The organism is Hymenobacter actinosclerus (genome assembly GCF_900111515.1).
GTDB classification, from domain to species: Bacteria; Bacteroidota; Bacteroidia; order Cytophagales; family Hymenobacteraceae; genus Hymenobacter; species Hymenobacter actinosclerus.
The window spans coordinates 1,029,422-1,041,942 of record NZ_FOHS01000001.1; the positions used below are offsets into that span (position 1 = coordinate 1,029,422).

The 12,521-nt window shown below is 61.6% G+C and carries 13 protein-coding genes; 4 read left to right on the forward strand and 9 right to left on the reverse strand.

Features of this window, described 5'->3' with window-relative positions; genetic code table 11:
- Positions 1–110: 110 nt before the first annotated feature.
- Positions 111–1,058, reverse strand: coding sequence for a hypothetical protein (locus BMY67_RS04425; RefSeq protein ID WP_092768682.1), 948 nt, complete (start codon positions 1,056–1,058; stop codon positions 111–113).
- 85 nt (positions 1,059–1,143) lie between these two features.
- On the opposite strand from BMY67_RS04425, the gene BMY67_RS04430 reads away from it, so the two are divergent.
- Entirely contained in the window at positions 1,144–1,797 is a 654-nt protein-coding gene (locus BMY67_RS04430; protein WP_317040322.1) for a methyltransferase domain-containing protein, read from the forward strand.
- Positions 1,798–1,851: 54 nt separating this feature from the next.
- Positions 1,852–2,676, forward strand: coding sequence for a 3-deoxy-8-phosphooctulonate synthase (gene kdsA, locus BMY67_RS04435; protein ID WP_092768688.1), 825 nt, complete (start codon positions 1,852–1,854; stop codon positions 2,674–2,676).
- Between the two features lie 89 nt (positions 2,677–2,765).
- Here the strand turns inward: kdsA and BMY67_RS04440 are convergent, their stop codons facing one another.
- Together BMY67_RS04440 and apaG are read right to left on the reverse strand one after the other, a co-directional pair.
- The gene (locus BMY67_RS04440) at positions 2,766–3,599 is read right to left on the reverse strand and encodes an O-methyltransferase (protein WP_092768691.1); all 834 of its coding nucleotides are present in this window, start codon (positions 3,597–3,599) and stop codon (positions 2,766–2,768) included.
- Positions 3,600–3,696: 97 nt separating this feature from the next.
- The gene (gene apaG, locus BMY67_RS04445; protein WP_092768694.1) at positions 3,697–4,083 is read right to left on the reverse strand and encodes a Co2+/Mg2+ efflux protein ApaG; all 387 of its coding nucleotides are present in this window, start codon (positions 4,081–4,083) and stop codon (positions 3,697–3,699) included.
- 122 nt (positions 4,084–4,205) lie between these two features.
- On the opposite strand from apaG, the gene BMY67_RS04450 reads away from it, so the two are divergent.
- Positions 4,206–4,871 (forward strand): uracil-DNA glycosylase, encoded by a 666-nt coding sequence (locus tag BMY67_RS04450; RefSeq protein ID WP_092768697.1) that lies wholly within the window; start codon positions 4,206–4,208, stop codon positions 4,869–4,871.
- Positions 4,872–5,067: 196 nt separating this feature from the next.
- Here the strand turns inward: BMY67_RS04450 and lepB are convergent, their stop codons facing one another.
- The 6 genes from lepB to BMY67_RS04480 all read right to left on the reverse strand — a co-directional run bounded on the left by lepB (position 5,068) and on the right by BMY67_RS04480 (position 10,597).
- Positions 5,068–6,279, reverse strand: coding sequence for a signal peptidase I (gene lepB, locus BMY67_RS04455; RefSeq protein WP_092769611.1), 1,212 nt, complete (start codon positions 6,277–6,279; stop codon positions 5,068–5,070).
- A 171-nt stretch (positions 6,280–6,450) separates the two neighbouring features.
- Complete coding sequence (gene dapB / locus BMY67_RS04460) at positions 6,451–7,170, reverse strand: 4-hydroxy-tetrahydrodipicolinate reductase (protein ID WP_092768700.1); 720 nt, start codon at positions 7,168–7,170, stop codon at positions 6,451–6,453.
- 160 nt (positions 7,171–7,330) lie between these two features.
- On the reverse strand, positions 7,331–7,966 hold the full coding sequence (locus tag BMY67_RS04465; protein ID WP_092768703.1) for a DUF5683 domain-containing protein: 636 nt from the start codon (positions 7,964–7,966) through the stop codon (positions 7,331–7,333).
- Between the two features lie 109 nt (positions 7,967–8,075).
- On the reverse strand, positions 8,076–9,017 hold the full coding sequence (locus tag BMY67_RS04470; protein ID WP_177189682.1) for a ParB/RepB/Spo0J family partition protein: 942 nt from the start codon (positions 9,015–9,017) through the stop codon (positions 8,076–8,078).
- A 212-nt stretch (positions 9,018–9,229) separates the two neighbouring features.
- The gene (locus BMY67_RS04475; protein ID WP_092768705.1) at positions 9,230–9,640 is read right to left on the reverse strand and encodes a hypothetical protein; all 411 of its coding nucleotides are present in this window, start codon (positions 9,638–9,640) and stop codon (positions 9,230–9,232) included.
- Between the two features lie 141 nt (positions 9,641–9,781).
- Positions 9,782–10,597: a ParA family protein gene (locus BMY67_RS04480; protein ID WP_092768708.1), complete on the reverse strand. Its 816-nt coding sequence runs from the start codon at positions 10,595–10,597 to the stop codon at positions 9,782–9,784.
- Positions 10,598–10,806: 209 nt separating this feature from the next.
- Between BMY67_RS04480 and BMY67_RS04485 the strand changes: the two genes are divergently transcribed.
- A complete protein-coding gene (locus BMY67_RS04485; protein ID WP_245744879.1) occupies positions 10,807–12,456 on the forward strand; it encodes an ABC transporter substrate-binding protein in 1,650 nt (549 codons plus the stop codon).
- The last annotated feature ends 65 nt before the right edge of the window (positions 12,457–12,521 follow it).

Genomic DNA, 12,521 nt, shown 5'->3' on the forward strand with positions numbered 1-12,521 from the left:
ACAAAAAAAGAGCCGCTCCTATCAGGAGCGGCTCTTTTTTTGTGAACGGATTCTGATTACCGAACATAGAAATCAGTGTAATCACGATTAATCAGCGCTAATCAGTGATTTTATTTGAGCGTGAAGGTCGTCTTGCCGATCAGCACGCCGCCCTCGTAGAGCTCGACGGTGTGGAGGCCGGTTTTGTAGGGGGCTCCTTTGGCGTACACGAACTGCACGGGCTGGCGGGTGTTATCGTACACGAGGTCCTGCTTGGCGGTGTAGAAGGCCTCCGAGCCGTCAATCATGAACGTGCCGCCGCCGGTGCTCAGGTTGTAGAGCGCGGCACCATCGGGCTCAATCAGGCGCATCATGATTTCCTTGGTTTCCTTGGGCGACACGTCGTTGCGGCCCAGGTTGAAGGTTACCTTAATTTTCTCGACGCGCTTGGCTTTGAACTCGTTGTCGGAGTCTTCCTTCTCCTTTTCGCGGCTGTTGATAACGCCCACGCGGATGTTCTCGGCCTGCAGGCGCGAGGCCACGGCCACTTTCTGGCTCAGCTCCTGGTTGGAGCGCACCACCGACGAAATGGTGTCGGTCAGCTTGTTCTGGCGCTCCTTGAGGGTGGTAGTTTCGGTGTAAAGCGCTTCGTTATCGGCCTTGAGCTGGGCAATTTCTTCGTCTTTCTTGCGCAGCTGGGTTTCGAAGTTGGCGGCCCGCTGCTTGAAGCGACGCTGCTCGGCCACGCTGAAGCTGCTGGCGCGGAAGGAGCGAAGCTTGAGCAGGTCGGAGTTGATCTGGGCCAACTTGGCCACCAGCGAGTCGTTGGCCAGGCCCATGCCCTGCACTTCCTGGCTCTGGCGCTCGTAATCGGCCTTCAGCGACTCGTACTGCTTGATCTGGTCTTCCAGCTTGGCATCCTTGCTGACCACATCAGCCTGCAGTTTTTCATTCTGCTGGCTCTTCTGCTGATTCATGTAAAACAGAAACCCGTTGATGCCCAATAGCACCAGAATGAGGGCCCCAATGAGCAGCAGGCGGTTGTTGTTCTTTGGTTCGGGGCTCTGATCTTGTTCCATACAGAAGGGGTTTTGGTGGAGGTCCGGACAGTCCGGACACGGTAGTACCTTTGGGCAAAAATAACGGAGTTTGCCACCCCGGCAAGTGCCGAAGGTACAACCCCGCCACGAAATGCAGCCCGTCCCGCCCCTCGACACCACTTACTGGCAGCAGCGCTACGAAATCGGCCAGACCGGCTGGGACACGGGCGCTATAACGCCGCCGTTGCGCGATTATTTCAACCAGCTGGGTTTGCCCGACTCGCGCCGCATCCTCATTCCGGGGGCCGGCCGCGGCTACGAGGCCGAATACCTGCACCGCGCCGGCTGGCCCAACGTGCTGGTAGCCGACCTGGCCCCGGCCGCGCTGGAGGCTTTGCAAACCCGCGTCCCCGGCTTCCCGGCGGCCCATCTGCTGCTGGCCGATTTCTTCGCCCTGGCGCCCACCCCGCCCTTCGACCTCATCGTGGAACAGACCTTCTTCTGCGCCCTCGACCCCACGTTGCGGCCGGCCTACGCCCGTCAGTGCGCCCGGCTGCTGCGGCCCGGCGGTACGCTTATGGGCCTGCTCTTCGATACCGAGTTTTCGCAGCCCGGCCCGCCCTTCGGCGGCTCGCGCGCCGAGTACCGCGCTTACTTCGAGCCCTACTTCGATTTCGTGCATTTCGATACGGCTACCAACTCGCTGCCGCCCCGCCAGGGCCGGGAGCTGTTTATCTGTTTGAAACGGAAGGCCGTGTTGGCTCAGGATGACAGATAAGCCAGCTTCAAGCTCATTCAGACCTCATTCCAGTCTCTTAACAACCCGATCCTCATGCTAGACGCCCTCGCCAATGTGCTGCCGCACTTCCGTAATACCAATTCCGGTCAGTTTTTTCTGATGGCCGGCCCCTGCGTGATTGAGGGCGAGGACATGGCCCTGCGCATTGCCGAGCGCATCCGGCACCTCACCGACAAGCTCCAGATTCCGTTCATCTTTAAGGGCTCGTATCGCAAGGCCAACCGCTCGCGTCTTGACTCCTACACCGGTATTGGCGACGAAAAGGCCCTGCGCATCCTCCAAAAAGTAGGCCGCGAAATCGGCGTGCCCACCGTCACCGACATCCACGAGTCGGATGAGGCTGCTATGGCCGCCGAGTACGTCGATGTGCTGCAGATTCCGGCGTTTCTGTGCCGGCAGACCGATTTGCTGGTAGCCGCCGCCCGCACCGGTAAGGTGGTGAACGTAAAGAAAGGCCAGTTTCTGAACGGCGAAGCCATGCAGTTTGCGGTGGACAAAGTGCGCCAGTCGGGCAACGACAACGTGCTGCTCACCGACCGGGGCAACTCGTTCGGCTACTCCGATCTGGTAGTCGATTTCCGCAACCTGCCCGCCATGCGCGAATTTGGTGTGCCCGTAATTATGGATGTCACGCACTCGTTGCAGCGGCCCAACCAGAGCAGCGGCGTAACCGGCGGCCAGCCGGCGCTCATCGAAACTATTGCCAAAGCCGCCATTGCCGTGGGCGCCGACGGCCTGTTCATCGAAACCCACCCCACCCCCGCCACGGCCAAATCCGACGGCGCCAACATGCTCCCGCTCGACCAGCTGGAAGATCTTTTGGTGAAGTTGACCCGGGTGCGCGAGGCAATTCGTTGAGTTGTCAGTTGCTAGTTGTCAGTTGTCAGTTGTCAGTTGTCAGAACTGCCTGACAACTGACAACTAGCAACTGACAACTGACAACTAAATCACGCCCCAAACACGCGGCTTAGCTCCAGCAGCTTATCCAGCGGGTTATCGAAGCGTAGGGTGAAATGCTGGCGGGGCAGGCTGGGCCGGAAGAATACCAGGCCGATGTAGAACAGGTCGATAGTGAGCCTAACATCCGGGTGCCGGCGGATAACCTCCCAGGCCTGCTCCATTTCCCGCGACCAGTGGATATCGTCGAGCACGAACACGCTGTCGGGGGTGCGGTGGGCATTGAGCTGCTCGAAGTAGCGCAACGTGGGCTCGTAGCGGTGGTTGCCGTCGAAGAAGGCGAAATCGACGGGAGTAGGCAGGGCCGCCAGGGCAGGGGCGAGGGTGTCGTCGAGGTTGCCTTCGACGAGCTCGACGTTGCTGGCGCCCACGGCCCCGAAGGTCTGGCGGGCGACGGCGGCCGTGGCGGGGCAACCCTCGAAGGTGAGCACCCGGGCCCGCGAGTCGGCCCGGGCGAGGTAGGCGGTGGTGAGGCCCAGGGAGGTGCCCAGCTCCACGATGGTGCGGGGGCCGAAGTGGTTGACGAGCCGGAACAGCAGTTGCCCCAGCTGCGGGGGCTTGGCGGCGGTGCGGGCAATGTCGCGCAGGCGGCGCAGGCGGCCCGCCCCGGCCACCCGCGAGCCGGCCCCGAAGTCGCGCACCGTAATGGCGGTAGCATCGGCGAGTAAGGCGGCCCGGCGGGCCTCTACAGCCTCATAGGCCGCAAACCGGCCCGAGTGGTTGACTACGTGCGCGTACAGCCCGAACACGAAAGGCGAATGCAGCCCGTGGGCATTGCCCGAGCGCCCCAGGAAACGGAGGTAGCTAAGAATCTGGAAAAGCAAAACGCAGTTGCGGGAAAGGAGGGTTGAAGCCGGAAAGGTAGAAACAAAAAAGCCGCCCGAAGGCGGCTGTAAGCAACTCAAAACGTAACCTGCCCCGCTAATTCAGGCGGTAGGGCACGATGAGGGTGAACTCGGGAATCTCCACGTCGAACTCGCTGCCGTCCATTACGCGCTCCATCTGGTAGGTGCCGCTCATCTTGCCCACGCCCGATTTCAGGTTGCAGCCCGACACGTACTGGTGCGACTCGCCGGGTTCGAGCACCGGTTGCTGACCCACTACGCCTTCGCCTTCTACTTCGCGCACCACGCCGTTGGCATCCGAGATAAACCAGTGGCGGCGCAGCAGCTTCACGGTATATTCGCTGTTGTTGCGAATATCAATTTTGTAGGCAAAAACGTAATGCTCCTGACCCGGGCTCGAATAGTCGGGCAAATAGTTCGTAGTAACGCTGACGGTTACGCCCTGAGTGGTGGTCGTATTCATAACGGCGGAGTTCCAAAAGAGAAAAAAGCTAACAGCAGGGGCCCGGGTTTGGTTTACTTCCTGGACTTTACGCGGGCCGGGTTGCCAATGTCGTCTCAAACTAACAAATAATCTTGGTTCCTATGTCGGTTAAGATGGAAGAAAGCTGGCGGCAAGCGCTGGCTCCCGAATTCGAGAAGCCTTATTTCCAACACCTGATTGCCTTTGTGAAGGGCGAATACGCCACGGCCGAGGTGTTTCCGCCCGGTCCACAGATTTTTCATGCCTTCGAGGCCTGCCCGTTCGATGAGCTGAAAGTAGTGATTCTGGGCCAGGACCCCTACCACGGCCGCGGCCAGGCCCACGGGCTGAGCTTCTCGGTGGCCGAGGGTGTGCGCACCCCGCCTTCCCTCCAGAATATTTTCAAAGAGCTGGCCACCGACCTGCCCGACACGGCCCCGGCCCCCAACGGCAACCTCGACCGGTGGGCCCAGCAGGGGGTGCTGCTGCTCAACGCCACGCTCACGGTGCGCGCCAAGGAGCCCGCCAGCCACCAGAAAAAAGGCTGGGAGCAGTTCACCGACGCCGTTATCCAAACCATTTCCGACCAGAAAGAACACGTTGTGTTCATCCTCTGGGGCGCCTCAGCCCAGAAAAAGGGCGAAATCATCGACGCCCGCAAGCACTTGGTCCTTAAAGCCGCTCACCCCTCGCCCTACGCCGCCGACCGGGGCTTCTTCGGAAGCCGCCCCTTCAGCCAGACCAACGCCTACCTGGAGCAGCACAACGAGGCCCCGATTAATTGGTAAATCACAGATGGTGCAGATGAAAAGGATGCCGCAGATGATGTGCAATGGCAGATTTGCTCGTTGTTGAGAGGCGAGGATTAAAAACACCAACGCCAGCCCGGATAGGCTGGCGTTGGTGTTTTCAGAAGCCTGCAAAGTCACTCAGTAGTTGCTGAACGTCATCTGTGGCATCCTTTTCATCTGCAACATCTGTGATCTAGTGGACCAGGTTGAACAGGCGGTTCCAGCGGATTTTGCTCAGGAAGCTGCCGTTGGGGTCGACCGACATCCAGATGAGCACGGCCTTGCCCACGATGTGGTCTTTGGGCACGAAGCCCCAGAAGCGCGAATCCAGCGAGTTGTGGCGGTTGTCGCCCATCATGAAGTAGTAGTCCTGCTTGAAGGTATAGCTCGTGAGCGGCTGCCCGTTCTGCAGAATCCGGCCCGCGCCATCGACGGTGATGCCCTCGTTGTGCTCGTAGCGGGTGATAATTTTCAGGTATTGGGGCGTGTTCTGGGCCGTCAGCTGCACGGTCTGGCCTTCCTTAGGAATCTGCAGGGGGCCGTAGTTGTCCTTGTTCCAAGTAGGGTAGGGCGGGTTCTGCAGGGCCTGGCTGTAGGGGTAGTCGGGGTTGTTGGGGAACACCTCCTGGCCCTCGCGCTGGCCCACGGGCGTTTGCAGGTTGATGATGCCCTTCACGTAGGGCTGCTGCTTGAAGTAGGCATAAGCCGCCGGGGTCATGCTGATGAGGTAGCCGGGGCCGTATTCGGCGCTGTTTTCCTGGTAGGGCATGCCGTCGGGCGTGTTGTACTCCACAATGCCGTGCTCCTTGAAGGCCGTCATCAGGTCGTCGTTGGCCTGGGGCACCTGCAGGTAGTAGCTGCTCTGCATCTCGGGGAAATTCTCGGCGGGCTTCCCATTGATGAACACCTGGCTCTGGCGCACCTCCAGCACGTCGCCGGCAATGCCGATGCAGCGCTTGATGTAGTTGGTGCGCAGGTCGGCGGGGTGCTCGGCCTCGAAGGGCACGTTGAACACCACCACGTCGTTGTTTTTCACTTCCGAAAAGCCCGGCAGCCGGTAGCTAGGCAGCTGAATGGCATCGGAGTAGCTTTTCAGGTTGGTCCCCCAGATGGTCTGGTGCGTGAGCGGCACCTGCAGTGGCGTCTGGGGCGTGCGCGGGCCGTAGTGCAGCTTACTCACGAACAGGTAGTCGCCCACCAGCAGCGTGTGCTCCATGCTGGGCGTCGGGATGGTGTAGGCCTCAAACGTGGCCCAGCGGATGAGCGTGGCCGCAATAACGGCGAACAGAATAGCGTCGCCCCACTCCCGTACGGGGCCCTTGCGCTTCTTGGGCACGGGCGCGCCGGCCGGAGGCGTACCCGCCGGATTCTTTTCGAGGTATTTCTCCCAGGATTGTACTGCCATGATGCAAATGAGCCAGAAAAAGCGCAATTACCGGCCAGAACCGGGGCGCTGCGGTTTAAACGTTGGAAGATGCGAAATAATGCGCGAACTGTGATTTGGCGGTTTGGTGATTTGGCGAATGGCAGAACGATCAACCAATTCATTGAGTCGCTAAATCATCAAACCACCAAATCACAGCCCCAACAAATCCTTCATGCCAAATACGCCCTGGCGGCCGGGCAGCCACTCGGCGGCCAGCAGCGCGCCCTGCACAAATCCTTCGCGGGTGTGGGCTTCGTGTTTCAGCTCGATGGTGTCGGCGGAGCAGGAGTAAGTAACGAGGTGGGTGCCGATAACCGCGCCCTCGCGCTCCGAGAGCACCGCCAGCTCGTGGGCCTCGGTGGTGGCTTCGTTGCGCCAGGTGGTTTTGCCGGGGAAGTGGCGCAGAATGCCTTCGGCCACCGTCAGGGCCGTGCCGCTGGGCTGGTCGACCTTCTGGGTGTGGTGGATTTCGCGCACCTGCACATCGTAGCCGCCGAACTGGTGCATTTTGGCCGCCATGTACTCGCTGAAGTGGAAAAACAGGTTCACGCCCACGCTGTAGTTGGAGGCGTAGAACAGCGGCGTGCCGGTTTGCTGGCTCAGGGCCCGGGCCTCGCCAAAATGGTGCAGCCAGCCCGTCGAGCCGCACACCACCGGCAGGCCGGCCCGCAGGCACGCCGCCACGTTCTGGAAGGCCGCGTCGGGGTGGGTGAACTCGATGGCTACATCTACCTGGGCGGGCGTGAAATCGGTGATGCTGGCGCCGGGCCGCGAAGGGTCGACGATGCCGGCAATCTGGTGGCCGCGGGCCCGGGCCTGGGCTTCGATGGCCCGGCCCATTTTGCCGTAGCCAATCAGGAGAATATTCATGTTGTGGAAGAAGCTAGGCGTTAGAAGCTAGTAGATAGGAGGTAATGGGGGAGAATGTGATGGGGTGGGAGGTAATGAGGTCGGTTCAGAAGCTCAGTCAGGTAAAAGCACCGGCAGAACAGTATCCCCATTCTAACTCCTGGCTCCTGGCTCCTAACTTCTATCTGACAGACAGCGTGAGGGCCAGGCCGGCGCGCGGGGCTTGGCCCGGAGTGGGCAGCAGGGCCGGGTCGAGGCGCAGGCTCAGGTCGTCGCTGATGTCGAAGTTGCGCAGGTGGGCATCTACCAGCGCATCGAGAATGGTAATGCCGTACACCACGGCCGTATAGGCGATAAACGTGTCGCGGTTGCGGCGGTAGAAGTTGATGCCCCGCTGTACGTTGGCTTCGCTGGTTTCCTGCCGCACATCCTTGCCACTCAGCTCGCCGAGTTTTTTGCCAGCAATCAGCTCGTTCTTGCCATCCACGTATTCGCGGTAGAGGGTCTGGTAGTGGTATAAGCCGTAGCCCACGCCGCCCAGCCCGCCATACACCAGCGGCAGCTTCCAGTAGCGGTGGTTGTACACCTGGCCCGCGCCGGGCAGCGCCAGCGCCAGCAGCGCCGCCTTCTGAGGCCGCGTAACGCGCATGCCCAGCAGCCGCTCCGTGCGCCGCGTCGAGTCGGCCGTAACTGGCCGACTGGCTACCTGCACCGAGTCGGTGCCGGCCGTAACCACCTGGGCCGAGGCCACCGACGGGGCCAGGCCAGCCAGCGGCAGGCTTAGGGCGAGAAGCAGGGAATAGCGGAAATCAGGCATACAAACAGAGCAGGAAAAGGCCGCGCGGGCCAGTGGAAAACCGGACCAATAGGGCCGGCTCCTGAGCAACGCGCCGTGCCGGGGCCTTGGTATAAACTACCCGCCGCGGCTAGGAGGGCTGCAGAATGTGCAAAATGCGCTGCATATCCTCCACCGAGTCGAAGGCAATCTTGATTTCGCCCCGGCCCTGGGGCCCCGGCTTCACCATCACCCGGCTGCCAAAGCGCTCCGACAGGTGCCGCTCGGTGCGCTTGATTTCGGCCACCGGCACCACCGGCTCGGTCGGATTTGTGGTTTTCTTCTCGGTTTCGCCCCCCGCGCCGCCGCGTACCAGCTGCTCCACCTTGCGCACCGACAGCTCCTCGGCCACAATGCGGCGGAACAGGGCCAGCTGCTGGTCCATGCTCTCGATGCTGATGAGGGCGCGGGCGTGGCCCATGCTGATAACCGTGTCGCGCAGGCCAATCTGAATATCGGGCGGCAGCTTGAGCAGGCGCAGATAGTTGGTAACAGTCGAGCGGTTTTTGCCCACCCGCTCGCCCAACTCCTCCTGCTTGAGGTTGCACTCGCTCACCAGGCGCTGGTAGCTGAGGGCAATTTCGATGGCGTTGAGGTTTTCGCGCTGAATGTTCTCAATCAGGGCCATTTCCAGCATCTGCTGGTCGTCGGCCTTGCGGATGTAGGCCGGAATGGCATCGAGGCCCGCCAGCTTGGAGGCCTGCAGGCGCCGCTCGCCCGAAATGAGCTGGTAGGAGTTGGTGCCCGTCTGGCGCAGCGTAACAGGCTGAATGATGCCCTGCACGCGGATGCTTTCGGCCAGCTCCTGCAGCGCATCCTGGTCGAAGTGGGTGCGGGGCTGGTAGGGGTTGGCCTGGATGTGTCCGACCGGAATCAGGCCAATCGAGTTGACGGGGTGGGGCACGAGGCCCAGCCGCTCGCTCTTCTTCTCGTAGCTGCCTTCAATCAGGGCGTTCAGGCCGCGGCCCAGGCCACCTACCCGGCGCTTGGGAGTTGCCGCGGCAGCGTTTTTCTCTTCGTTTTTTTCAGACATACCAGCAAGCCGCCCTCACCCAATAGCACGGAGCAAAAGCGGGAGTCAAAAATACACAAACAAGCGGGAAGCCGGGATAAAAATGTTCCACGCGAAGAGAAAAACCGTGAAACACGCGGCCACGAGCCACTTACCCCGCAAAATTTGCCGGCCGCTACGGTCGAGGTTGCAACCCAGCCAGGAGAAAAACCGCCCGCCGGTGCGGCCCGGGGCTACGGCTGCCCGAAGGGCCGGCGCTTAAAGCTGACGTTGCTCTGCAAATCCTTCTCGTACACGGCCAGGCACTTAGCCTGGAGCTCGGGCGCGAAGGGCACCGGCCCGGGTTGCAGCGCCCGGGGTGCGGGGCCGGCGGCGGAGAAGAAATACACCCGGGTGTTGCCGTACTTAGTGTGCGGCATGTACTCGCCGTACTGCTGCATCTCGGCCCAGCGAACGGTGTCGGCCACCGTAACGGCATAGATGCGCTGCACCGGGCCGGTGTTGTTCTCGTTGCGGTACAGTGCCACTTCGGTAAAGTCCCCATCGAGGTCCTGGGGGCCGGGCTGCGTCAGCGCATCAAACACGAACCACAGCAGGAGCAGGGCGGTGGCCGCGCCCAGCAGGTATTTTATGCGTGGCTGCATGCTTGTAAAGCTTAATGGTTTCTGTTTTCTGAGGCGGGTTGTAGGGGCGGGGCTTGCCCCCGCCCGCCGTTCACGCCGTGTCAACGGATTCGTTCAACGGCGGGCGGGGGCAAGCCCCGCCCCTACAATTTCGTGCGTTTCCTACGCCGCGGCGTCTTCCGGCTCCTCGTTGCCGGTGCCGTTGAGCACCTCGATGTTCTTTTCCACGATTTCGCGGGCCAGGTTGAGGTAGCTGATGCTGCCCTTGCTTTCGGCGTCGTGCAGAATGACCGGGATGCCGAAGCTGGGCGACTCGCTCAGCTTCACGTTGCGCGGGATGATGGTGTCGAACACCAACTGCTGAAAGTGCAGCTTTACTTCCTCGACCACCTGATTGCTCAGGCGCAGCCGCACGTCGTACATCGTGAGCAGGATGCCCTCGATTTCCAGCTCCTCATTCAGGCGGCTCTGGATGATTTTGACGGTGTTCAGCAGCTTGCCCAGGCCCTCCAGCGCAAAATACTCGCACTGCACCGGAATGATAACCGAGTGCGCGGCCGTGAGGGCATTAACCGTAATCAGGCCCAGCGAGGGCGAGCAGTCGATGATGATGAAGTCGTAGAGCTCGGCCAGCGGGCGCAGCGCGTCCTTCATCTTCTCCTCCCGGTTGGGCAGGTTGATCATCTCCACCTCGGCGCCCACCAAATCGATGTGCGAGGGCATCAGGTCGAGGTGGGGCAGAATGTTGGTGGGCAGGATGATATCCTGGGCATTGATGCCGTCCACCATGCACTCGTAGATGCTGTTGCTGATGTCTTTGGGGTCGAAGCCCACGCCGGAGGTGGCGTTGGCCTGCGGGTCGGCGTCTACCAGCAGGGTCCGATATTCCAAAGCGGCCAGCGAGGCAGCGAGGTTGATCGAGGAAGTGGTTTTGCCCACGCCGCCCTTCTGGTTGGCTACGGCAATGATTTTGCCCATGAGGTCGAAATAAAGCTGTTAGCTGATGGCTGCTAGCTGTTAGCTTAGTTCAGGTAGCGGCGGCCGGATTGGCGCAACGCGGGAAAGCGGCGCCGAAGCAAATCCCGGCCGGGAAGATACCTTTGGCAAATATACACGGTTTGATGGTTACCCTGCTTCCAATTCTGCCCCGCGCCGCGGGATTTGTGCGTTTTCAGCGGCTCAGGCCGTTGCTGCTGGTCCTGCCGCTGCTGCTGGGGCTGGGCGCCTGCACTGGCCCCGGCACCACCACCGATGAGCGCCGGGTGTTCCGCTACAACCAGCCCGAAAGCCTCACCTCCCTCGACCCGGCCTTCGCCCGCAACCAGGCCAATACCTGGGCTACCACCCAGTTGTACAACGGGTTAGTGGAGCTCGACGACAGCCTGCGCCCCGGCCCCGGCCTGGCCCGGCGCTACGAAATTGCGCCCGACGGCAAAACCTACACCTTCCGGCTGCGCTCCGACGCCCGCTTCCACGACAACGCCGTGTTTGCCGGCGGCCAAGGCCGCCGCGTAACGGCCCACGATTTCGTCTACAGCTTCCGGCGCCTGCTCGATGGGGCCACCGCCAGCCCCGGCGGCTGGATTTTCCGGGGCAAGGTGCTGGAGCAGGCCGGCGGCGAGCCCTCGGATACCTGCTTCGTGGCCGTGAACGACTCCACGCTGCGCATTCACCTGAAAGAGCCGTTCATCCCGTTCCTGGGTATCCTGACCATGCCCTACGCCTACGTGGTGCCCCGCGAAGCCGTGCGCAAGTGGGGCAAAGACTTCCGGGCCCATCCGGTGGGCACCGGCCCGTTTATGTTCAAGGAGTGGGACGAAGGCAACGCCATCATCTACCACCGCAACCCCAACTACTGGAAGAAGGACGCGCAGGGCCGCCGGCTGCCCTACCTCGACGCGGTGCAGATTACCTTCATTCAGGACCGCAAAACCGAGTTCCTGACCTTTATGCAGGGCAAGCTCGACTTTCTGAGCGGTATCCGCGCCGGCTCGCGCGACCTGATTATGTACCCCGACGGCACGGTGCGCGAGGATTTCCGGGGCAAGTTCCGGCTCCAGAAAGTGCCCTACCTCAACACCGAGTACATCGGCATGCAGCAGGACCTGACCAACCTGCGCGGCGACAATCTGGCCACCGGCCGCGCCTTGCAGGACCTACGGGTGCGGCAGGCGCTCAACTACGCCCTCAACAAGCCCGAGCTGCTGGCCTACTTCCTCAACAACGTGGGCCGGCCGGGCAATTCGGGCTTCGTGCCGGCCTCGCTGCCCTCGTTCAGCGCCGCCAAAGTGCCCGGCTACAGCTATGAGTTGGCCAAGGCCCGGAAGCTGCTGGCGGCGGCCGGCTACGGCCCAGGCAAGCCGCTGCGCCTGCGCCTGAACACCGTGGCCGAAACCAAGGAGCTGTGCGAGTACTACCAGAAAAAGTGGGCCGAGGTGGGCGTGCTGGTCGATATCGACGTGAACCAGGGCGCCGCCCACGGAGAAATGATTGACAACGGCCGCGCCGCCTTCTTCACCCGCAGCTGGCTGGGCGACTACCCCGACGCCGAAAACTACCTGGCCCTGTTCTACAGCCCCAACTTCGCGCCCGCCGGCCCCAACAAAACCCACTTCAAAAACGCCGCCTACGACCGCCTCTACCAGCAGGCCAAACTCGAACAGAACGACACCCGGCGCTACGCCCTCTACCAGGCCATGGACCGTATCATCGTGGCCGAATGCCCCGTTATTGCGGTGTACTACGATGAAGTGGTGCGCCTGACCCAGAACAACGTGCAGGGCCTCACGCCCAACCCCATGAACCAGCTGGTACTGGAAAAAGTAAGTAAGAATTAGGAATTACGTCCTCCCGTAGCGCCTCACCCCCTAGCCCCCTCTCCGAAAAGGAGAGGGGGAACTAG